A 20,395-nucleotide genomic window follows, 5' to 3' on the forward strand; every position below is an offset into this window, starting at 1 on the left:
AGTGACTAGTGTTTGATTCCCTGAGCGATCGCCTCAACGACACATTTGACCGCCTGCGCGGCAAGGGCAAGCTGACCGAGGCCGATATCACCTCGGCCATGCGCGACATTCGCATGGCGCTGCTCGAGGCCGACGTCAACTTCAAGGTCGTCAAGGAGTTCGTCGCCAAGACCAAGGAGCGCTGCATGACCGCCGAGGTCATGGAGTCGCTGTCGCCAGCGCAAAACGTCGTCAAGATCGTGCTCGACGAGCTCACCGAGATGCTCGGCTCCACAGAGAGCAAGCTCGTCTTTAGTAACCGCATTCCCAATGTCATCATGCTCGTGGGCCTGCAGGGCTCCGGTAAGACCACGGCGGCCGTAAAGCTGGCCTACCTGCTCAAGAAGCAGGGCCGCTCGCCGCTGCTCGCCGCGTGCGACGTCTACCGTCCCGCCGCTGCCGACCAGCTGGCCACGCTTGGCGGAGAGATCGGCGTGCCGGTCTTCCGTGGCGATGGCGAGCACCCGGTTGACATCGCCAAGGGCGCCATCCAGGAGGCCGTTGACCACCTGCGCGACGTGGTCATCGTCGATACCGCCGGTCGTTTGCAGATCGACGAGCAGATGATGCAGGAGGCCGTGGACATCAAGAAGGCCGTCAAGCCCGATCAGGTGCTGATGGTCGTCGATGCCATGACCGGCCAGGATATCGTCAACGTCGTCTCGACCTTCGCTGAGCGCACCGACTTTGACGGCGTGATCATCTCCAAGCTCGACGGCGACGCCCGTGGCGGCGGCGCGCTTTCCGTGCGCCAGGTGACCGGCAAGCCTATCAAGTTCGTGAGCATGGGCGAGAAACCCGATTCGCTGGAGCCGTTCTATCCCGATCGTATGGCCAAGCGTATCTTGGGCATGGGCGATGTTGTCGGCATCATCGAGAAGGCCCAAGAGGCGGCTGACGCAGAGCAGCTCGAGGCCGCCGAGCGCATGCTTCGCGAGGGCTTCACCATGAACGACATGCTCGACCAGATGAAGGCCGTCAAGAAGATGGGCGGCATGAAGGGCATTCTGGGCATGCTCCCCGGTGGCCAGCGTGCGCTTAACCAGATGGGTGGCAACCTGGACGAAGGTATCTTCGATAAGAACGAGGCCATCATCATGTCGATGACCAAGGAGGAGCGCCTTCGCCCCTCCATCATCAACGGCCAGCGCCGTGCCCGCATTGCCAAGGGCGCCGGCGTGACCCCCACCGAGGTCAATAGCCTTATGAAGCAGTGGGGCGAGATGAATAAGATGATGGGCCGCATGCGCACGATGGCCAATCAGGCACAGGCCGGCGGCAAGAAGGGCAAAAAGGGCAAGAAGGGCAAGAAGATGCGCATGCCCAATATCCCTGGCTTGGACGCTATGGGTCTGGGCGGCATGGGCGGCCTGGGCGGCCTGGGAACGGGTGGTCCTAAGTCCGATATGGACCTGCTGCGTCAGATGGAAGCGCAGATGCGCAATAAAAAGTAGCGACTGGCAGAGTCGTGTATGACGAAGGCCGCCTGGATGGTATTCCAGGCGGCCTTCGTCGTTGTGTGGCTTGTTGCGCGAATGGCACGTCTTGGCGCCAGGGCATTTGCCGCTAGTGGCAGCCGCAGCCCTTGTTTCCCTCGTTCTCGTGATGGCCGTGGCAACCGCAGGATCCGCCGTGCTCATGGATGTGCTCGTGGTCGTGACCGTGGCAGTCGCAGGTGGCCTCGCCGGTCTGTGCGAGCGCGCCGGCAATGAGCGCCTTGACGCATGCGTCGCAGTTACCCTGGGCGCCTGCATAGACCTTAATGCCGGCCTGGGTAAGCGCGTTGATGGCGCCGCCGCCGATGCCGCCGCAGATGAGCGTGTCCACGCCGCCGTTGGCGAGCAGGCCCGCCAGGGCGCCGTGACCGGTGCCGCCGGTGCCTACGACCTGCTCGTTGAGCACCTTGCCGTCCTGGATGTCGTAGATCTTGAACTGTTCGCTGCGGCCAAAGTGCATAAAGATGTTGCCGTTGTCGTACGTGGTTGCCACCCTCATGGTGTCGACCTCCTTTGCTGGCCATGCGGCCGTTGTCGTGGTGATGGGGGAGTATGCGATATTGCCGCCCTCGATGACAATCGCCCGTCCATTGACCAACGCGTTTGCCACCTTGCGATGCGCGCGGCTGCAGATTGCCGCCACCGTGGTGCGGGCAATGCCCATGTGTTGGGCGACTGCCTCTTGGTTAAGGCCTTCCAAGTCGCACAGGCGCAGCACCTCGAGCTCGTCGACTGTCATATCGATGGCATCGCCGCTCGCCAGGCCATCGGGGGTAAAACCGCGATATTCGGGGATGATCCCGACGTGGCGCAGTTTCTCGCGTCTTCCTGCCATGCGCACTCCTTATCTGACATATGTCAACAATAGAATAGCGAACGTGCAGATTTGCGCAATGAATTTCTGGCATATGTCAGAAAATGAGGGCTTATGTTTGGGCTGTGGGGCCGCGTGCGCCTGGGCTACAATGAATCTCGCTTGTAGGCGACTGACAGGAGGGTCAATGAGCAAAGCTGATCAACAGTTTGTAGCCATGTGCCGCGATATCTTGGACCATGGCACCACCACCGAGGGCCAAAAGGTCCGCCCGGTGTGGGAGGACGGCACCCCTGCCTATACCATTAAAAACTTTGGCGTCACGGCGCGCTACGACCTGCGCGAGGAGTTCCCTGCGCTTACGCTGCGTCGCACGGCTCTTAAGTCTGCGATGGACGAGATCCTGTGGATCTATCAAAAGAAGTCTAATAACGTCCATGACCTCAACAGCCATATTTGGGACGAGTGGGCCGACGAGACCGGCTCCATTGGCAAGGCCTACGGGTACCAAATTGGGCAGAAAAGCCATTATGCCGAGGGCGATTTCGACCAGATGGACCGCGTACTGTACGACCTTAAGCATACGCCGTACAGCCGCCGCATCATGACCAACACGTACGTGTTTAGCGACCTTTCCGAGATGCACCTGTATCCGTGCGCGTACAGCGTGACGTATAACGTCACGCAGCGCCCGCAGGACGATAAGCCCACGCTCAACATGATTCTCAACCAGCGCAGTCAGGACATTTTGGCCGCGAATAACTGGAATGTGTGCCAGTACGCCATCTTGCTGATGATGGTCGCACAGTCGGTCGATATGATTCCCGGTGAGCTGCTGCATGTGATTGCCGATGCCCACATTTACGACCGTCATGTCAATATCGTCCGTGAGCTTATCGAGCGCCCGCAGTTTGCGGCGCCTAAGGTAACGCTGAACCCTGACGTGCATGATTTCTATGCGTTTACGACCGACGACCTGATCGTCGAGGGCTACGAGCACGGCCCGCAGGTCAAGAACATTCCCATTGCGGTGTAGGTGGTGGGCATGACGTGTAAGCTTTCTGCTATCGTCGCCGTGTGTAACGATTGGGGCATTGGGTGCGAGGGCGACATGGTGGTGTCCAATCGCGCCGACATGCGCCATTTTGTGGCCTGCACCAAGGGCTGCCCGGTCATCATGGGGCGCAAGACGCTGCTGAGTTTCCCCGGCGGGCGTCCTCTCAAGAACCGCCGCAATATCGTGCTCACGCGCGACAAGGGTTTTGCTGCCGAGGGCGTCGACGTGGTGCATAGCATCGACGAGGCGCTCGCTGCGGTTGCCGATGAGCCCGTTGCCTGGGTGATCGGTGGCGGTGAGGTGTATCGTCAGTTTCTGCCGTATTGCGCCGAGGCCGAGGTCACGCATAACCACTGCGTCCATGTCGTGGATACGTACTTTCCCGATTTGGAAGCCGATCCTGCGTGGGAGATTGCACGGCGTGGCGGTGTTGCCACGATTGCCGCGGGCGAGGGTGACGAGGGTCTCGATTATGAGTTCGTGACGTATCGTCGCATCGAGGTGTAAATCGTCTGGCGTGAACGCTATCATCGGTTTGATTGAATGCATGGGGCGGCGCTTGGCGTCGCCTCGTTTGGTATAGATATGCTGTAAAGAAGGGTGCGGGCTGGCTACTATGACTGATGCCGTTGAGGTGCTGCGAATCGATTCGCTCGAGGACGAGCGGCTCGATGCCTACGTGCGACTGACCGAGCGCGAGCTGCGCTGCGTGCTGGAGCCGCAAAAGGGCATCTTTATTGCGGAGAGCGCCAAGGTCATCGAGCGTGCCGTGCGTGCCGGATACGAGCCGGTGAGCTTTCTGTTGGGCGAACGCTGGCTCGATCAGATGATGCCGCTGTTCGAGCGCCTGGTTGTGCGCGAGGGCGCGGGTCCGGTTCCTGTGTTCGTGGCCTCCATGGAGCTCATGGAGCAGTTGACGGGCTTTAACGTGACGCGCGGCGCGCTGGCGGCGTTCCGTCGCCCGCGTCAGATTCCGGTTGATGAGTTCTTGGGCGGCGTCGTCGAGGCGGCGGGAGATCGTCCGGTGCGCGTGTGCGTGCTTGAGGGCATTGTCGACCACACCAACGTCGGCGCGATTTTCCGCTCGGCCGCCGCGCTCAATGTCGACGGCATTCTGGTGAGCCCTACGTGCTGCGATCCGCTGTACCGTCGCTCGGCTCGCGTGAGCATGGGCACCGTGTTTCAGGTGCCGTGGACGCGTATTGGCAGTGAGGCGCGCGTGTGGCCGCATGATGGCCTGGCCGCGCTTCATGATGCCGGCTTTTCGTGTGCCGCTATGGCGTTGACGGACGACTCTGTTTCGCTTGATGATCCTGTGCTGCAGAAGATTGATCGCTTGGCGATTTTTATGGGCACCGAGGGTGCCGGCTTGGGCGTTAAAACTATTGCCGGCTGCGACCGGGCCGTGCGCATTCCGATGGCGCACGGGGTCGATTCGCTCAACGTGGCCGCGGCGAGTGCCGTCGCCTTTTGGCAGCTGTGCCCGCATGTGAGCAATGAGTATCACTACCAGCCGGGTTTGTATCACTAGGCAGATAGTTCGCACCGGGCTCTGACTCGGGGTGTTTCGGTCGACGCCGGTCGGTGCTAAGCTGCTATTGGTTTTGGCCTTAAATTGCCGTTTTGTTGTTTGACGTATGCTGGTGGGGAGGGCGTGTGGCTAAGAAATCTACGGCTATCGATGTAACGCAGGGCGTTATTTGGCAGCAGCTGCTTTCGCTGTGCGTTCCCATCTTTTTTAGTTCGTTTTTTCAGCAGGCCTACACGCTTATCGGTACCTATATCGTCGGTCAGTTTGGCGGCAAGCTCGCACTGGGCGGCATTCAGGCCACGATGGTGCTCACCGAGCTCTGCATTGGCTTTTGCGTTGGCGTCGGCGCCGGCTGCGCGGTCATTACCGGTCAGTATTTTGGCCAGCACGATGATGAGCGACTGAGCCGTTCGGTCCATACGGCCATGACGCTCGCGCTGGTGGGCGGTATCGTTTTCTCGATTCTTGGCATAGTGTTCGTTGAGCCCATGCTGGTGCTTATGAACACGCCGCATGAGCTATTGGCTGAGGGCGTGGCCTATGCTCGTTGCTATTTTGCCGCCATGGTTGCGGCGCTGCTGCTTAATATGGGAACCGCACTGCTGCGCGCCGTGGGCGACACGCGCGGGCCTGCTGTGATCATCGCTTCCGGCTGCCTTGTTAATGCGGTGCTGGATGTTATCTTCGTTGCCGTGCTTCATATGGAGGCTCTGGGCTGCGGCATCGCGGTGGCGCTGACCATTTGCTCCAACGCCACGATGATCGTGATTCGCATGATGCACGCACCGGGTGCGTGGCGGCTTTCGCTGTCCAAACTCGGCGTTGATCCTGGCATTTGTAAGAGCATGATCTCGTGTGGTCTGCCGCTTGGCTTTCAGTCTGCTGCGTATTCGATTTCCAACGTTTTGATTCAGGTGTCGGTCAACTCGTTTGGCGCCGATGTCACCACGGCGTGGGGTCTTTCGGGCCGTTTGGATGGCATTGTCTGGATGGTTACCGAGGCGCTTGGCGTGTCGATCACCACGTTCTCGGCACAGAACTTTGGCGCGCGCAACTACGAGCGCATGCGCAAGGGCTACCATACGTCGCTCGTGCTGTCGTTTATGCTCATTGGTGGCCTGTCTGCCGTGCTGCTGGTGTTCTCGGGTCCTCTGTCGCGTCTGTTTGTCGACGATGCTTCGATTGCGGCGTACACCACGACGATTCTTCATTTCATCGCGCCGTTCTACGCCATCTTCTCGATTATCGAAAACGCGTCGGGCTCCATTCGCGGTGCCGGCGTGAGCTTGCAGCCCATGTTGCTCACGATTTTTGGCACCGTTGTGCTCAGGGTGATCTGGGTGTTTGCGATTATGCCGTTCGATCCGTCGCTTGAGCACCTGCTGCTGGTTTACCCTGTAACCTGGCTCATCACGGCCACGATGTTTACCATCTACCACCACAGTGGCAACTGGCTCGGCCGCGCCACCGCCAAATGATCCGTAGGGGACGAGGGAAACGGATCATTTCTCTCCGTCGTGATGTTGATGATCTGTTTTCCTCCGTCCCCTTCGGATCAATTAGTATTCGATGCCTTGGCGGGCTAGGAGGCCTTCGTCGAAGTAGTGTTTGACGGGGCGCATTTCGGTTACTAGGTCGGCAAGGTCGGCGAGGGGCAGCAAGCCACGGCCGGTGAGTACGAGCTCCGTGGTGGCGGGCTTTATCGCAATCAGTGCTTCGATATCCTCGCGTGTCACAAAGCCGCGACGCATCGCTTCGCCGAGTTCGTCCAAAATGAGCACGTCGACCTGCGAGATCTGTTCGCGTGCAAGTTCCATGATCTGCTCGGCGCAAGCCTCGGGCGTGTTGCGATCGGCCTGTATAATGCGCAGTCCCAGGCGCGGCGCGGCATCGTGTTCGGCGCAGTGCAGCTTCTTGGCAAACTGCAGCATGAGTACGTCGAGTCCATAACCCGTGGCGCGCATCGCCAGTCCCAGCGCAGCCGTGGTTTTGCCCTTGCCGTCGCCCGTGTAGATCTGAACCTTGCCGACTTCCAGTGATGCCATCTCTGTCCTTTCGTGCCCGGCGTCGGTTTATCGCCGTCCGGGTTGGGTATTCTAGATAGCATTATCAACCCCAGTAGATGGAGTTCAAGCAGATGGAGATGGATGACAACAAACGTAGACGGAATATGATCCTCTACGTGCTCATCGCCTTCGTCGTCTACCTCGTGCTCTCGACCGTTCTGTTCCCCAACATCGGTCACACGCAGCAGATTACGAAGACCGATTACTCGACGTTTGTCAAAGCGCTCGATAAGAAGAGTGTCGACAAGGTCGAGTACAATACCGACGATTACACCATTTATTACACCAAGAAGGGCGAGGACGAGAACATCGCCTACAAGACGACCGGTGTGCCGAATGACGCGGGCTTTACCGATCGTGTGCTTGAATCCGGTGCGTCCCTGGAGTCGGTCGTTCCCGATAAAAACTCGGGTCTGATGACCTACTACCTGCTTACGCTTATTCTTCCCATGGCCATCTTCTTCCTGATTGGCTGGTGGCTCAACCGCCGTATGAAGAAGGCTATGGGCGATGACGGCCCGTCGATGAACTTTGGCGGCGGTGGCTTTGGCGGCGGTGGACTGGGTAAGTCCGGCGCTCGCGTTATCGCCTCCAAGGATGTGGGCGTGACCTTTAAGGATGTCGCTGGCCAGGAAGAGGCCAAGGAATCCCTCAAGGAGGTCGTCGACTTTCTGGAGAAGCCGCAGCGCTACGAGGAAATTGGCGCCAAGCTGCCGCGCGGTGCTCTCCTTGTTGGCCCTCCGGGTACCGGTAAAACCCTGCTCGCCAAGGCTGTTGCCGGCGAGGCGGGCGTGCCGTTCTTTAGCATTTCGGGTTCTGAGTTCGTCGAGATGTTCGTCGGCCGTGGCGCCGCCAAGGTTCGCGATCTGTTTAAGCAGGCCAAGGAAAAGGCCCCGTGCATCGTCTTTATCGACGAGATCGATACCATCGGCAAAAAGCGCGATGGCGGCGGCTTTAGCGGCAACGACGAGCGCGAGCAGACGCTCAACCAGCTGCTGACCGAGATGGACGGCTTCGATAACCACAAGGGTATCGTCGTCCTCGCTGCTACCAACCGTCCCGACAGCCTTGACCCGGCCCTGCTGCGCCCCGGTCGTTTTGACCGTCGCATCCCCGTTGAGCTGCCCGACCTGACCGGCCGCAAGAACATCCTTGAGCTGCATGCCAAGAGCGTGAAGACGGAGCCGCCGATTGACCTGACCGCGATTGCCCGCGCCACGCCCGGCGCCTCGGGTGCCGACCTGGCCAACATCATCAATGAGGGCGCCCTGCGCGCGGTCCGCGAAGGTCGCAAGCGAGCGACCCAGGACGACTTTGAGGAGTCGGTGGAGGTCGTCATTGCTGGTCAGCAGCGTAAGTCCACGGTGCTGTCCGACCACGAGAAGCAGGTCGTTTCCTACCACGAGATCGGCCATGCTATCGTCGCAGCCCGCCAGAAGGGCTCTGCGCCGGTCACCAAGATCACCATCGTGCCGCGCACGAGCGGTGCTCTGGGCTACACCATGCAGGTCGAGGAGGATGAGCGCTTCCTGACCACGCGCCAGGAGGTGCTGGACAAGCTCGCTGTCTACTGCGGCGGACGTGCCGCCGAGGAGCTCATCTTTGGCGAGATGACGACCGGCGCAGCCAACGATATCGAGCAAGCAACCAAGCTCGCCCGCAACATGGTGACGCGCTTTGGTATGTCCGATGAGTTTGGCATGATGGCACTCGGTACTGTCCAAAACGCCTACCTCAACCAGGATACGTCGCTCACCTGCGCCCCCGGTACGGCCGAGCGCGTGGACGCAATTGTCGCCAAGCTGATCGAGGATGCGCACGACCGCGCCCTGCAGATCCTGAAGGAGAACAAGTTTAAGCTCCATGAGCTGGCTCGTTATCTGTACAAGAAGGAGACGATCACGGGCGAGGAGTTTATGAATCTCCTCACGCGCGAGAATCCGCTGATGCCTAAGCAGCAGTAATACTAGTTGCGCAGTCTCAATCGCCCCATTTGAGTGTCCATCTCAAATGGGGCGTTTTGCGTAGGGAGAGTTGTATATGAAGATCGTGGTGAGTGCCTGTTTGATGGGCGAGAGCTGCAAGTATAACGGCCTCGATAATTACCACCGCGCGTTGGCCGAGGCTTGCGAGCGTACGGGGACCGAGGTCCTCTTGGTGTGCCCTGAGGTCTTTGGCGGCCTGCCCACGCCGCGCGACCCGTCCGAGATTGTGAACGGCGAGGTCCGTACCTGCGAGGGTACCTCAGTCGATCGCGAGTTTCGCCAGGGTGCTCAGCGCGCGCTTGATATGTGCGAGCAGGCGGGCGGCCCGGAAGAGATCGCCGCGTGCATCCTGCAGGACCGCAGCCCCTCGTGCGGGGCGGGCCGTATCTACGACGGCACCTTTAGTGGCACGCTCACTGCGGGCAACGGTGTTTTCGTCGACCTTCTACTCCGCCACGGTTACCGCGTGATTCCGGCTAGCGAGTTCGATCCAAAAATACTTGAGCAATAAAAAACCACCACAAAGGTGACTGTCCCCTTTGTGGTGGTTTTGGGCCAGTCCTAGAGGGTCTGGCCGTACGCGTTGGCGGCTTTGATGGCGGCGGCGAAATTTTCGTCCGTGAAGGGCTCGGGGTTTCCCTGCTTCCACTCGTTGGTGGCGTGCGCGTACTCGCACAGGGCCGGGATATCGGAATCGGAAAGCCCGACCTGCTCAAGCGTCACGGGCAGCCCCATCTGCTTGTTAAAGGCAGCGTAGCGCTTAAGGCTCTCGGTGTCGCCCGTGTAGGCGAACAACACGAGCACGCCCAGGCTCACGACCTCGCCGTGCAGGTAGGTGCCCTCACGCGGAATGCTGCAAGTGGCGTTGTAGAACGCGTGCGCCACGCTCGAGTTGTAGTAGTAATCGTTCTGGTTGGTCAGGTTCGAGACATAGCCCGTGTTGACCACGATGTCGAGCGCGATCTGCTTGACAGCCTCGCTCGACAGGTCCTGGCGCACGTCCTCAAGACCCTGGACGCCATAGGTAAACAGCGGCTCGGAACAGGTGTGGGCGAGTGCCAAGCCAAGGCCTGCCGTGTGTTCCAAATTGCCGGCGCTCGTGGCGTACTCGACCTCGGGCTGCTTAGACAGGGCATCGCCCACGCCGGCCCAGAAGTACTCTGCCGGAGCTTCGGCGATGATCTTGGGGTTGATGAAGATGTGCGCCGGTCGGTTGGGGTACGAATAGCCCTCGAGCGAGCCGTCGTCGTTGTATACGACGGCAATGGCGGTTGCGGCCGAGCAGTTGGAACAGATCGTCGGGACCGTGAAGACGATCTTCTTGAGCTCGATGGCCGCCGTCTTCACGGTATCGAGCGCCTTGCCGCCGCCACAGGCAATGAGCACGTCGGCTTCCTGGCAGGCAGGGGAGTTCACGACCTTGGCGATATTGGCACGCGTACTGTTGGTACCGTAGACGCGCGTCTCCAGAATCTCGACGTCGGTACCTGCCAGCGCAGCTTCGATACCGGGAAGTGCTGCGGCCAGTGCCCGCTTGCCACCGATGATCGCGACCTTTGTCGCGCCGTACTCCGCCAGTGCGGCGGGCAGCTCGTCAAAGCAATCCTCGCCAACGGTGTAGTCGCTCATTCCAATCGTGCGCATAGCAACCTTCTTTCGTTCGATAGAGTGCTTTCAGGTATTTTGCTCCTAGAGCAGGGCTGTAATAGCGAGAAATTTCGAACGTATAAAACCAGTGTTGAGGGTTTTTCGCCGGCGCGGAACGTGCTAGCATACACCGCATAAGCGTTGATGGGGACGAGTAGTCGGCCGTCCGCATGCTACAGAGAGCGGGGAGCGCTGAGAGCCCGTGCATGCGACCGATGAAAATCACCCCGGAGCTGCGGTCCCAACGGACGAGCCGCATAGGCACGTCTTAGTAGACATCGCCGAGATGGTCGTCGATACAGGCCAGCCGAGTAACGGATGCGAGCGCGCGATTACGCGGGCGAGGGCATCTAAGCTGGGTGGTTAAGCGAAGAGCTTTTGCGGGCGCATAGCCCGTTTCGTGGCGCTTCGTCCCAGCTTGTAGGGACGGGCGCTTTTTTGGTGCCCAACGGGCGTGCGCGCCCACGACATGAAAGGGGTACCGTGGCAAACGAGTACAAGCAGACGATGAATCTGCCCAAGACCGGTTTTCCCATGCGTGCCGGTCTTTCCAAGTCCGAGCCCAAGCGACTCAAGGACTGGCAGGACAACAAGGTCTACGAGCAGATTCTGAAGAAGAACGAGGGTCACAAGAAGTTCGTGCTGCACGACGGTCCTCCGTACGCCAACGGCCCGATCCACATCGGCCACGCCATGAACAAGATCTCCAAGGACATGATCAACCGCTACTGGATGATGCAGGGCTATGAGGTTCCCTATGTCCCCGGTTGGGACTGCCATGGTCAGCCGATCGAGCACAAGGTCGAGGAGAAGCTCGGCACTGAGAAGTTCAACCAGACCCCCACGGCCAAGATTCGTGAGCTCTGCAACGAGTTCGCTGTCGAGAACATCGAGCTGCAGAAGGCCGGCTTCCGTCGTCTGGGCGTGCTCGGCGACTGGGACAACCCCTATCTGACGCTCTATCACCAGCATGATGCCGCCGACATCGAGGTCTTCAAGGCCATGTTCGATAAGGGCATGATCTATCGCGGCCACAAGCCGGTTCACTGGTGCAAGCACTGCCACACCGCGCTGGCCGAGGCCGAGATTGAGTACTCCGACGAGACGAGCCCCTCCATCTTCGTGCGCTTTGAGATGACCTCCAAGCCCGCCGGCCTCGAGAACTTCGACGGCCCGGTCGATTTTATCATCTGGACGACCACGCCGTGGACCATCCCCTCTGACCAGGCCGTTTCCCTTAAGCCCGGCGCCGCCTATGTTGCCGTTGAGCACGATGGCCGTGCCGAGGTCATGCTCGAGGACCTGGCTCCCAAGTGCTGCGAGGAGTTTGGCTGGGAGTACACCCCGGTTATGGTCGACGGCAAGCCCTATGTGGTTCCCGCCGAGACCTTCCATCACATCCACTACAAGCAGCCGATCTTTGACGGTGTCGAGGGCGTGGCGCTGCTGGCCGATTACGTCGGTGTCGACGACGGTACCGGTATCGTCCACAACTCGCCCGGCCACGGCGTCGACGACTACTTTGCCTGCCTCAAGGAGGGCATCACCGACATCTGCATGCCGGTCGATGACGACGGCAAGTTCTACACCGGCGAGGAGTTTGGCACCGGTGGTCCTTTCAGCGGTATGGATACCGATGAGGCTAACCCGCACATTATCGAGTTCCTGCGCGAGCGCGGCACCCTGGTTCTCGAGAAGAAGATCACGCACAGCTATCCGCACTGCTGGCGCTGCAAGCACCCGGTGCTCTTCCGTGCTACCGACCAGTGGTTCGTCTCGATGGACAAGACCGGTCTGCGCGAGCAGGCTGGCAAAGAGGTCCGCGAGAACGTCAAGTGGTATCCGGCTCACGCCGCCAACCGCATCGGCGCCATGGTCGAGCAGCGTCCCGACTGGTGCATCAGCCGTCAGCGCAACTGGGGCGTGCCTATCCCCAGCTACACTTGCGCCGACTGCGGCGAGAAGGTCATGAACGACGCCACGCTCGACGCCGTCATCAAGCTCTTCCACGAGAAGGGCTCCGACGCCTGGTTCACCGACGCTCCCGAGAGTTACCTGGGCGAGGCTTGCGTTTGCCCCAAGTGTGGCGGCCATCACCTCAAGGCTGATAAGGACATTCTCGACGTGTGGTGGGACTCCGGCGTGTCCTGGAAGGCCGTCTGCGAGTATCGACCCGAGCTTGAGTACCCGGCTGACGTGTATCTCGAGGGCTCCGACCAGCATCGCGGTTGGTTCCAGAGCTCGCTGCTCACCTCGGTGGGTGCCAACGGCCATGCTCCGTACAAGGCGGTCGTCTCGCAGGGCTTCACGCTCGATGGCCAGGGCCGCAAGATGTCCAAGTCGCTCGGCAACGTCATCGACCCCAACAAGGTCTGCGACGAGATGGGCGCTGACATCATCCGTCTGTGGGTTGCCTCCGTCGACACCAGCTCCGACGTCTCCATCGACCATGAGATTCTCGCTCGTACGTCCGATGCCTACCGTCGTTTCCGCAACACGCTGCGCTTCCTGCTCTCTGAGCTCGAGGGTCAGTTTGAGCCCGAGACCGACGGCGTCGCCTTTGCCGACTTGCTGCCGCTCGACAAGCTCATGGTTGCCCGCCTGACTCAGGTCCAGGCCGAGGTCGACGATGCTTACGCCAGCTACGAGTTCCCGCGCGCCTACCGTGCGCTCTACGACTTCGTGGTTACTGAGCTCTCCAACGTGTACCTCGACGCCCTGAAGGACCGTCTGTACTGCGACAAGCCCGGCTCGCTCGAGCGCCGCAGCGCCCAGACCGTGCTGGCCGAGCTCTTCTCGATGCTCGTGCGCGACCTGCAGCCGATCCTGTCCTACACGGTCGACGAGGCCATGGCCTATGCGCCCGCCGGCTGCGTCGATCACCAGAAGTACGCCGCGCTACTCGATTGGTACAAGTCGCCCATCACGGTCGACGAGGCCAATGAGTTCGGGGGCGTGCTCGAGGCTTCGCTCGAGCTCCGTAGCGCCGTGACCAAGGCCCTTGAGGATGCCCGTTCTGCCGGCACCTTCACTAAGAGCCAGCAGGTCCGCGTCAAGGCGGTCGTTCCTGCCGAGATGTACGCGCTGCTGACCGGCGACAAGGCCGTCGACCTGGCTGAGTTCTACATCGTCTCCGATGTTGAGCTGACCCCGGGCGAGGAACTCTCCGTTGCCATCGAGGCAGCCGAGGGCGAGTGCTGCGACCGTTGCTGGAACTACCGCACCACCGTCGGCGAGTACAACGGCCACGCGCATATCTGCAAGCGCTGCGCGAATGCCCTGTAGGTTCCGCCGTTCTTCCGAACGGCGGACCTGCCGACGCTGCGCGGGCCGCATTTGGACAATCTGACGTTCAATTTCAAGGGCGCGACCGAAAGGTCAGCGCCCTTTCATTTCACGTCACCTTGTCTCAAATGCGACCCGCTCGCTCATTTATGCTCTACCTGCGGTGTTTCCGTTCTTGGGAGATTTGTCGCTTCTTGCTTGCGGCAATGTATGATTATCTACTGCGTTAAACGGCATTTGATTATCTGAGGGTAGGGGATTGATTTGGGTCGTGCTGGGGGTATGACGCCGCCTTTGCGTTGGCGGTTGGGTGTTGCTGGTGGTGTGGCACTGGTTGTGCTGCTCGTTGACCAGCTGACCAAGCTTGCGGTTCGTGCCGTGGGCGACGCTTTACATGTGACCGTCATCCCCGGTGTCATCGACTTTATTTTTGTCCGCAATATCGGTGCTGCCTTTAGCATGGGCGAGGGGCATGGCATCGCGTTTGCCGTGCTGGCGTTGGCGGTTATTATCGCTATCGCCGTGTACCTCGTTCGTGCATCCCAGCTCGCCCATCTTGAGGTTGTGGGCATGGCTATGGTCGCGGGCGGCGCTATCGGCAACGCGATCGATCGCCTTGTCTTTGGCTTCGTGACCGATTTTATTGCCACCACCTTCATCGACTTCCCCGTCTTTAACGTGGCCGATATCGGCATCACCGTAGGTGTCGTGCTGGCGCTCATCGGTTATATGTTCTTGAGCCCCGCCGCTCGCGAGGTCGATGCGACCGCCGAGCTCAACGCTCGTGACGAGGCCCGCGCAAAACGCAAAGCCAAGCAGCGTGGGGAACGTGCCCGCAAGATTCGCGAAAGGAATGAGCGCTAATGGCCGACATCCATATTCTCGTTGCCGACGATTGCACTGGTCAGCGTCTTGACGCCTTTCTGGGTGCCAACGACGGCTGCCCCACGCGCTCTGCCTGCGCGCATCTGATCGAGGGCGGCGCCGTCGCTGTCAATGGCGAGACCTGCCTGTCCAAAAAGTACGCCGTGCGAGCCGGCGACCGTATTTCGGTCGATTTGCCCGAGCCGCACGATCCCACCGATGTGATTCCCGAGGCCATCCCGCTCGACATTCGCTATGAGGACGATTATCTCATTGTGCTCTCCAAGCAGCGCGGCCTGGTGTGCCATCCTGCGCATGGTCATGAGAGCGGTACGCTCGCGAATGCCCTGGTCTATCACTGCGGTATCGACCATCTGGGCACCGTGCAGGGTGAGGACCGACCCGGCATCGTGCATCGCCTGGATCGCGATACCTCGGGCCTTATGCTCGCGGCAAAAGACGACGACACCCAGCGCGCGCTTCAAAATCTTATCCGCACGCGCACGCTCGATCGTCGCTATATCACGCTTGTCCACGGGCACATCGCCATGGACGAGGGCACCATCAATACCGGTATTGCCCGTTCCACGCGCGACCGCGTCAAGATGGCGGTTTCGGACGACCCCTTTGCCCGTCAGGCCATTACGACCTTCAAGGTGCTCGAGCGCTTTGATTCCACGCGTTTCGACGACGGCTACACGCTTGTCGAGTGCCACCTGTTTACCGGCAGAACGCACCAGATTCGTGTGCACATGCGCCATATCAACCACGCCTGCGTGGGCGATCCGCTCTACGGCAAGTGCGATGCGCGTGCCGATCAGGGTCTGACCAGGCAGTTCCTTCATTCCTGGCGCGTGGCGTTCGACCATCCCGTGACGGGGGAGCGCATTGAGTGCCGCGACGAGTTGCCCTGGGATCTCGCTGCGGTTCTTGACGATCTGGCTCCGCGCTCGCTCGGTCGCACTGCCGCCGGTGACGAAATCGTCTCTCAGCTCGGTCTGCTCGAAGCCTAGCCAGTATTAGGTGGTTTCTTGAACTCGGTAAGCCTGCGGTAAGATATACGGTTGTTTACGTAACGCGTTCTCGGGAGCCTGCATGCTCGCCTTTTTACAAACCAACACACCCATCGTGGTCTTCAACCAGATTGTCGTCACGCTGCTCACGGTCTGCTTTCTGTACCAGGTGGTCTTCTTTGTCATTGGCGCTCTTCGTGGCGAGGTCGCGCCTCCCAAGGCCAAAAAACTCCATCGTTATGCTTTCTTTATCGCGGCGCATAACGAGGAGGCCGTGATCGCCAACCTTGTTCGCTCCATCAAGGACCAGGATTATCCGTCCGAGCTTATCGAGGTCTTCGTGGTTGCCGACGCCTGCACCGACAACACCGCACAGCTCGCGCGCGAGGCAGGTGCCATTGTTTACGAGCGCAATGATCTTGCCCGTAAGGGTAAGAGCTGGGTCATGGACTTTGGCTTCGACCGCATCCTTAACGAGTATCCCGACACGTTTGAAGGCTACTTTATCTTCGATGCCGATAACGTTATCTCCCGCGATTACGTGTCCAAGATGAACGATGCCTTTGACCAGGGATTCCATGTGGTCACGAGCTATCGCAACTCCAAGAATTTTGGCAGCTCGTGGATCTCGGCAGCTAATGCTACTTGGTACCTGCGCGAGGCGCGCTTTCTCAACAACGCGCGTAATATCTGTAAGACGTCTTGCGCCGTCTCGGGTTCGGGCTACCTCATCTCCGCCAGTGTTATTGAGGGCATGCACGGCTGGCAGTTCCACACGCTGACCGAGGACATTCAGTTCACTACGTTCTGCGCTATTCACGGTATTCGCATTGGCTATGCGCCGGCGGAGTTCTTTGACGAGCAACCCGTGACGTTCAAGGCATCCTGGAAGCAGCGTATGCGCTGGACCAAGGGCTTTTACCAGGTGTTCTTTACCTACGGCAAGCATCTGGTCAAGTCGACGTTCCGCTATCATCGCTTTGCCGCCTACGACATGTTCATGACGATCGCCCCGGGTATGCTGCTATCGCTGATCTCGATGCTCGCTAATGCGACGTTCTTGATTGTGGGTGGCCTTTCGCATGGTTTCTTGGCTACCGAAGTCGAGATGCAGGCGTGCGCCGCTTCGCTCATTATGACCTTCGCCATGATGTATCAGACCTTCTTTATCCTGGCGCTGCTCACGACTATCTTTGAGTACAAGCACATTCACTGCGCGCAAAAGTGGCGTCTGGTGACTAACCTGTTTACTTTCCCGATCTTTATGTTCAGCTATATCCCCATCACGGTGGCCGCGCTGTTCCTGAAGGTCGACTGGGTTCCTACCCAGCATGCCGTAAACGTCACCCTCGACGAGGTCATGCAAGGCGCCAAATAACCACCACCAAAACCACCGCAAAGGGGACAGGCACCTTTGTGGTGGTTTTTGCTTTTGCTATGCAGCTCGAGGAGGTACTCGATGTTTTATATCCCGTTTTGGATTTGCATCTTTGCCGGCGCGGCGATTGATGCCCGTCAGCGACGTTTTCCCAATGAGCTTGCCGGTGCGTGTGCGGTGACGGCGTTAGTGGGCGTTTGGCTCGACAAAGGCGTTAACACGGCGCTTGACCATGCCGGTCTTGCGGTCATCGTCTACCTTGCCCTTGTTCTGACTGAGTCCCTCTGGCGTCGTTTTCGCCAAACCTCGGGCATTGGCATGGGGGACGCCAAAGCACTCTTCGCGCTTTGCACGCTCGACCCTATGGGTGGCATCGTGGCATTTGCCGTCGCGCTCCTGGTCCTTGCCCTCTCCTGCGTCATCACAAAATCGCGCTCCCTGCCATTGCTCCCGTTTTTGGTGCCGATTTTTGCCATAATCGAGGTTGTGGGCTGCACTTTGTAACCGATTGCGCATCCTTCTTAAGGAGCATGCCATGGCAACTAATCAAGAAACGGCCGTCATTAAGGCGCGCATGGACCGTATTCCCTCGGCGTTGTCGCCCGAACTTGTCGAGCGCATTGCCGCCGATCGCGCTTCGGGCTATGTCAACCCGTATCGTTGTAACGGCTACCAGGTCATTCGTCGTATTGATCGCGCCGCCGACAAAGGCACGCTTATGCGTCCGGCGTTTATGCGCGACACCGAAAAGATTCTTCATCTTCCGGCGTACACGCGTTATGCAGGCAAAACGCAGGTCTTTAGCTTTCGCAGTAACGATGACCTGTCGCGCCGCGGTCTGCATGTGCAGCTTGTCTCGCGCATTGCACGCGATATCGGTCGCGCCCTGGGGCTCAACTGCGATTTGATCGAGGCGATTGGCCTGGGCCACGACTTGGGACACACGCCTTTTGGCCATGCGGGCGAGCGCTTCCTCAACGATATCTATCATGAGCGTACGGGGCGTTATTTTTTCCATAACGTGCAGTCGGTCCGCGTGCTCGACGCGCTGTACGGCCGCAACGTGTCGCTCCAGACGCTCGACGGCGTGCTATGCCATAACGGCGAGTACGAGCAGCGTGTGTTTGAGCTCTCGGACATGGGCTCCTTTGACCAGTTCGATCAGACGGTTGAGGACTGTATCGCCACGGGCTATGGCGCTATTGAGCACCTGCGTCCCATGACGCTCGAAGGCTGTGTGGTCCGCATCTCGGATATCCTTGCCTACGTCGGTCGTGACCGTCAGGATGCGATCGCGGCGGGCCTGCTTTCGCCCGACGCTTTTGATGATGGCCGGGGCGGTGCCTACAATAGTTGGATCCTCACGCATGCCTCCATCGATATCGTTGAGCATAGCTATGGTAAGCCGCGCATCGAGATGAGCGAGGACCTGTTTGAGGAGATCCGCCGTGCCAAGCGCGAGAACTACGAGAAGATCTATAGCAAGGGCGGTATCGAAGGCGACTCCGAGGCGGAGCTGCGCGAAGCCTTCGAAAAGCTTTACGACCGTTGCCTGCAGGATATAAACGAAGGTGACGAGTCCTCGTATATCTTTAAACACCACATTTCTCGCATCGAGCAGCAGCTTTCCTACTACGATCGCGCCTATGCCTGGCAGAACGATAAGGACCAGGCGGTCGTGGATTACATTGCGAGCATGACGGACGGTTATTTCTGCGAACTGACGAGCAAGCTGTTCCCGGGTCTAAAGTTTCCGCATCGTACCTATATTAACGAACGGTAGTTCGTATCCTTTCGGTATACTGGTTAGTTGAAAACGTTTTTGATTGATGCACGGGATGGCTATGGACGACCTTTTTTCTGCCTCGACGCGCGAGCGTTCCTTTAAAAATGCGCCGCTCGCGGTGCGCATGCGACCCAATTCGCTCGACGAGTACGTGGGCCAGCAAAAGGCCGTCGGTAAGGGCTCATGGTTGCGTGCCGCGATCGAGCACGACGTGCTTTCGAGCGTGATTCTGTACGGGCCAGCCGGTACGGGTAAGACGACGCTGGCCCACATTATCGCCAACCATACAAAGAGCGAGTTTGTCGAGGTCAGCGCCGTGACGGGCACCGTAAAGGACTTGCGTCGCGTGATTGACGAGGCCAAGACGCGCCTGAATACGTACGACCGCCGTACCATTCTATTCATCGATGAGATTCACCGCTTTTCTAAGTCGCAGCAGGATGCCCTGCTACATGCAGTTGAGAACCGTACCGTCATTATGATTGGCGCTACGACGGAGAATCCGTACTTCGAGGTCAACTCGGCGCTGCTCTCACGTGGTCGAGTCGTGGAGCTTGAGCATTTAAAGGACGAGGATATCGCCATGCTTATCGAGCGTGCGCTCGAGGCACCTCAGGGCCTGAACGGCAAATTCTCGGCCGATGATGATACGGTCAAGACCATTTGCACGCTGGCAGCGGGTGATGCACGCTCGGCCCTGACGACACTTGAGCTGGCGAGCGAGATTGCCGTCACGCGTCCCGATACCGAAGGGACGCCAGCGCCGGCGGCGGGGGAGCGTTATCCCATCACCGTGGATGACGTAAAGATTGCCAACCCGCGTCGCGGTTTTACGTATGACAAAAACGGCGACATGCACTACGACATCATCAGTGCGTTCATTAAGTCCATGCGCGGTAGCGACCCCGATGCCACGGTCTACTGGCTTGCGCGCATGATCGATGCAGGGGAGGATCCTAAGTTTATCGCCCGTCGCATTATGATTCATGCTTCTGAGGACGTCGGCAACGCCGACCCGCAGGCGCTTTTGGTGGCACATGCCGCGTTTAAGTCTGCCGAGGTCATTGGCTATCCCGAGTGCCGCATTAACCTGGCTCAGGCTGCACTCTATGTGTGCTTGGCGCCTAAATCCAACGCGTGTGAGGCTTCGATCGATGCGGCACTGGCCGATATCCACTCTAGTGGGCTTCGCGAGGTGCCGAGTTATCTGCGCGATCGCCATCGCCCGGGCAGCGATGAATACGGTGTGTATAAGTATCCGCACGATTATCCCGAAGGCTGGGTCGACCAGCGCTATTTACCCGAAGGCTTAGAACGCGGTGCATTTTGGCAGCCTGCCGGCCGTGGTTGGGAAGAATGGCGCGTAGAGCAAAGCGAACGCGACCGCAGCGGGAATGCACCGAAGTAGCTGCTGATAATTTTGTCCCACGTTGC

General features: G+C 59.3%; 17 protein-coding genes. 14 read left to right on the forward strand and 3 right to left on the reverse strand.

Annotated features, from left to right (window positions below; genetic code table 11):
* The first annotated feature begins 8 nt into the window (after positions 1-8).
* On the forward strand, positions 9-1,493 hold the full coding sequence (ffh, locus tag ABCP74_RS03705; RefSeq protein ID WP_343000861.1) for a signal recognition particle protein: 1,485 nt from the start codon (positions 9-11) through the stop codon (positions 1,491-1,493).
* Between the two features lie 112 nt (positions 1,494-1,605).
* Here the strand turns inward: ffh and ABCP74_RS03710 are convergent, their stop codons facing one another.
* The gene (locus ABCP74_RS03710; protein WP_343000860.1) at positions 1,606-2,370 is read right to left on the reverse strand and encodes a DUF134 domain-containing protein; all 765 of its coding nucleotides are present in this window, start codon (positions 2,368-2,370) and stop codon (positions 1,606-1,608) included.
* Positions 2,371-2,536: 166 nt separating this feature from the next.
* On the opposite strand from ABCP74_RS03710, the gene thyA reads away from it, so the two are divergent.
* From thyA to ABCP74_RS03730, 4 genes are all read left to right on the forward strand, one after another.
* Positions 2,537-3,385, forward strand: a complete 849-nt coding sequence (gene thyA / locus ABCP74_RS03715; RefSeq protein WP_343000859.1) for a thymidylate synthase — start codon at positions 2,537-2,539, stop codon at positions 3,383-3,385.
* A 9-nt stretch (positions 3,386-3,394) separates the two neighbouring features.
* Positions 3,395-3,913 carry a dihydrofolate reductase gene (locus ABCP74_RS03720; protein WP_343000858.1) on the forward strand — a complete coding sequence of 173 codons (519 nt, stop codon included), beginning with the start codon at positions 3,395-3,397 and terminating at the stop codon, positions 3,911-3,913.
* Positions 3,914-4,022: 109 nt separating this feature from the next.
* Positions 4,023-4,937, forward strand: a complete 915-nt coding sequence (locus ABCP74_RS03725) for a TrmH family RNA methyltransferase (RefSeq protein WP_343000857.1) — start codon at positions 4,023-4,025, stop codon at positions 4,935-4,937.
* Between the two features lie 125 nt (positions 4,938-5,062).
* Entirely contained in the window at positions 5,063-6,415 is a 1,353-nt protein-coding gene (locus tag ABCP74_RS03730; protein ID WP_343000856.1) for an MATE family efflux transporter, read from the forward strand.
* Between the two features lie 81 nt (positions 6,416-6,496).
* Here the strand turns inward: ABCP74_RS03730 and ABCP74_RS03735 are convergent, their stop codons facing one another.
* Complete coding sequence (locus ABCP74_RS03735; RefSeq protein WP_343000855.1) at positions 6,497-6,982, reverse strand: cob(I)yrinic acid a,c-diamide adenosyltransferase; 486 nt, start codon at positions 6,980-6,982, stop codon at positions 6,497-6,499.
* A gap of 92 nt (positions 6,983-7,074) precedes the next feature.
* On the opposite strand from ABCP74_RS03735, the gene ftsH reads away from it, so the two are divergent.
* Both ftsH and ABCP74_RS03745 read left to right on the forward strand, forming a co-directional pair.
* Positions 7,075-8,967: an ATP-dependent zinc metalloprotease FtsH gene (gene ftsH, locus ABCP74_RS03740; RefSeq protein ID WP_195520463.1), complete on the forward strand. Its 1,893-nt coding sequence runs from the start codon at positions 7,075-7,077 to the stop codon at positions 8,965-8,967.
* A gap of 76 nt (positions 8,968-9,043) precedes the next feature.
* Positions 9,044-9,499 carry a 2-thiouracil desulfurase family protein gene (locus tag ABCP74_RS03745; RefSeq protein WP_343000854.1) on the forward strand — a complete coding sequence of 152 codons (456 nt, stop codon included), beginning with the start codon at positions 9,044-9,046 and terminating at the stop codon, positions 9,497-9,499.
* Positions 9,500-9,549: 50 nt separating this feature from the next.
* On the opposite strand, the gene ABCP74_RS03750 is transcribed toward ABCP74_RS03745, so the two are convergent.
* The gene (locus ABCP74_RS03750) at positions 9,550-10,632 is read right to left on the reverse strand and encodes an iron-containing alcohol dehydrogenase family protein (protein WP_343000853.1); all 1,083 of its coding nucleotides are present in this window, start codon (positions 10,630-10,632) and stop codon (positions 9,550-9,552) included.
* Positions 10,633-11,142: 510 nt separating this feature from the next.
* Between ABCP74_RS03750 and ileS the strand changes: the two genes are divergently transcribed.
* From ileS to ABCP74_RS03785, 7 genes are all read left to right on the forward strand, one after another.
* On the forward strand, positions 11,143-13,920 hold the full coding sequence (ileS, locus tag ABCP74_RS03755) for an isoleucine--tRNA ligase (RefSeq protein ID WP_425458538.1): 2,778 nt from the start codon (positions 11,143-11,145) through the stop codon (positions 13,918-13,920).
* 324 nt (positions 13,921-14,244) lie between these two features.
* The gene (gene lspA / locus ABCP74_RS03760; protein ID WP_343000851.1) at positions 14,245-14,784 is read left to right on the forward strand and encodes a signal peptidase II; all 540 of its coding nucleotides are present in this window, start codon (positions 14,245-14,247) and stop codon (positions 14,782-14,784) included.
* Positions 14,784-15,797: an RluA family pseudouridine synthase gene (locus ABCP74_RS03765; RefSeq protein WP_271737805.1), complete on the forward strand. Its 1,014-nt coding sequence runs from the start codon at positions 14,784-14,786 to the stop codon at positions 15,795-15,797. The genes lspA and ABCP74_RS03765 overlap by 1 nt, the downstream gene beginning before the upstream one ends.
* Positions 15,798-15,879: 82 nt before the next feature.
* Positions 15,880-17,175 (forward strand): glycosyltransferase family 2 protein, encoded by a 1,296-nt coding sequence (locus tag ABCP74_RS03770; RefSeq protein WP_195234985.1) that lies wholly within the window; start codon positions 15,880-15,882, stop codon positions 17,173-17,175.
* 81 nt (positions 17,176-17,256) lie between these two features.
* Positions 17,257-17,679 (forward strand): prepilin peptidase, encoded by a 423-nt coding sequence (locus ABCP74_RS03775; RefSeq protein WP_138341178.1) that lies wholly within the window; start codon positions 17,257-17,259, stop codon positions 17,677-17,679.
* A 31-nt stretch (positions 17,680-17,710) separates the two neighbouring features.
* Positions 17,711-18,958 carry a deoxyguanosinetriphosphate triphosphohydrolase family protein gene (locus ABCP74_RS03780; RefSeq protein WP_271737804.1) on the forward strand — a complete coding sequence of 416 codons (1,248 nt, stop codon included), beginning with the start codon at positions 17,711-17,713 and terminating at the stop codon, positions 18,956-18,958.
* A 61-nt stretch (positions 18,959-19,019) separates the two neighbouring features.
* Positions 19,020-20,369, forward strand: coding sequence for a replication-associated recombination protein A (locus tag ABCP74_RS03785; protein WP_271737803.1), 1,350 nt, complete (start codon positions 19,020-19,022; stop codon positions 20,367-20,369).
* The last annotated feature ends 26 nt before the right edge of the window (positions 20,370-20,395 follow it).

Origin of the sequence: Collinsella aerofaciens, from assembly GCF_039062315.1 — a bacterium.
In the GTDB taxonomy this organism is placed as follows: domain Bacteria; phylum Actinomycetota; class Coriobacteriia; order Coriobacteriales; family Coriobacteriaceae; genus Collinsella; species Collinsella aerofaciens_BG.